3 protein-coding genes are annotated in these 2,007 nt (G+C 47.1%); all 3 read right to left on the reverse strand.

Annotation, left to right across the window (positions count from 1 at the left end):
• Positions 1-26: 26 nt before the first annotated feature.
• Positions 27-275: a hypothetical protein gene (locus tag ACO0LF_RS31180; RefSeq protein ID WP_422979766.1), complete on the reverse strand. Its 249-nt coding sequence runs from the start codon at positions 273-275 to the stop codon at positions 27-29.
• A gap of 34 nt (positions 276-309) precedes the next feature.
• Positions 310-1,473: a zinc-dependent alcohol dehydrogenase gene (locus ACO0LF_RS31185; RefSeq protein WP_423021254.1), complete on the reverse strand. Its 1,164-nt coding sequence runs from the start codon at positions 1,471-1,473 to the stop codon at positions 310-312.
• 77 nt (positions 1,474-1,550) lie between these two features.
• Positions 1,551-2,007, reverse strand: a 457-nt coding sequence (locus tag ACO0LF_RS31190) for a hemerythrin domain-containing protein (RefSeq protein ID WP_423021256.1), incomplete at its 5' end; no start/stop codon positions are given.

Here is a 2,007-nt window from a genome sequence, read left to right on the forward strand (position 1 = left end):
CTAATTGACTTCGCCAATGATGCTTGTCAATTCTTCTCATTTTTTAAAACTCCCCGTGTATTCATCGCCATCAGGCATAGCTGCAAGCTAATCAGTGCGTAAGCGTGAGTTGTCCAACCCCAAATAATCCAGAGCACATTACTTAACAAAAATAGCCAAAAACCTGCCTTGCGTTTTTTGACTGAGCGCGAGGCTACGCACCATGATGCAATGACCGTCACGATCATAGCGGGCCATTGAATCAAATCACACAAAGCAGACCAGTCGATATTCACTTTTTCCTCGAATGAAAACTGTGGAAATTTTTAATTAATCTGGCGTCAACACCACCTTGCGACAATCCTGTTCTTTTTTATCGAATATCTTGTACGCCTCGGCAGCTTCACTTAATTTCATCCTGTGCGTAATAATGGCTTCAGGGCGAAGTTTTCCCTCTTCAATAAAGCCCAACAATTCCGGCATGAGTTTTTGCACATGGGTCTGGCCCATGCGTATCGTCAAGCCCTTGTCGAAGGCATCGCCAAACAAGAAACCATGGATAAAGCCGCTATACACACCTGGGACACTGATGACACCACCACGACGCACTGCAGCAATACACTGACGCAAGGCACTGCCACTGCTGGATTCAATCTTGAGACCCGTCAGTACGGTTTCCAGTGCGCTGCCTTTCGCCTCAAAACCGACAGCATCAATCACGGCATCGACGCCACGACCTTGTGTATCAGCGATAATGAACTCAGCAGCGTCAGTGTCATCAAAATTGATGGGGACAATGCCATAGGTTTCCCTGGCAAACTCAAGGCGGTAGGCATGGTGGTCTATCATATATATTTTTGATGCACCTTTCATGCGAGCACAAGCCGCAGACATCAAACCAACCGGGCCAGCACCAAAGATGGCCAGCGTAGAACCAGGCTTTACTTCAGCATTCAATACTGCCTGGTAACCAGTAGGCAAAATATCGCTGAGAAACAGAACCTGTTCATCGGCAAGCAATGAAGGCACGACCAGCGGGCCGACATTGGCTTTAGGCACACGTACGAATTCTGCCTGACCGCCAGGTATGCCTCCGTACATATGGCTGAAACCAAACAGTGCCGCAGGTGGCTTGATGTGCTTGCTGTTCAAGAGTCCGCCTTCACCTGTATTGGTGGTTTCGCACGCAGAAAATTGCTGTTGTGCGCAAAAGAAGCAACTACCACAAGCGATGACAAAAGGAATCACTACGCGGTCACCCTTTTTGATATCTTGTACGCCCGAGCCGGTTTCTTCAACAATACCCATGAACTCATGACCGAGAATATCGCCATGCTTTAGCTGTGGTACCTTACCGCGATACAGATGAAGATCAGAACCGCAGATCGCCGTGGCAGTGACGCGCAGGATAAGATCATCGTTTTCTTGCAGAACTGGATCAGGAACCGTATCTACTTGAACGTGATGGCTGCCGTGGTAACTCAATGCTTTCATGGGTATCTCCGGTGGATATAACAAAAAAAGCTGCACGGTGATGCAGCTCTTCAAAATCAACTACAGTTCAACAAAACTCAAGCGCCCAGTTGTTCTTTGAGATCTTCTTTGGCCTGCGCCATTTCATCGCCCAGACTATCTAGATCAAGATCGGTTTTTTTGAGTTTAGGGAAAAGTTCGTTTTCTTCTTCATCCACATGGTGTTCAATCTGCTCGCTGAGCACTTTGACTTTGGCATCAAACATAGGGTCGTCAGGCTTTGTTTCACCCAATTGCTTGATAAGGTCTTTGGCACCGTTATGTTCTACTTCTGCTTCATTGAGCAGATCATCACCCTCTTCATCCAGGGCAGCGCGTGCCGCGGGATAAAAGATGGTTTCTTCAACCTGCATATGAATCAACAAGGCAGCGCAAACCTTGCGCGCTATCTCAAATTTTTCTTCTGTTTTTTCAGCGTCTTTTGCTTTTTCATACTGAGCGAATAAATCTTCAGCCTCACGATGATCTGCTTCCAATAAACTGATGGCGTCCTGG

The organism is Undibacterium sp. Di27W, assembly GCF_049340345.1.
Lineage (GTDB): Bacteria > Pseudomonadota > Gammaproteobacteria > Burkholderiales > Burkholderiaceae_D > Undibacterium.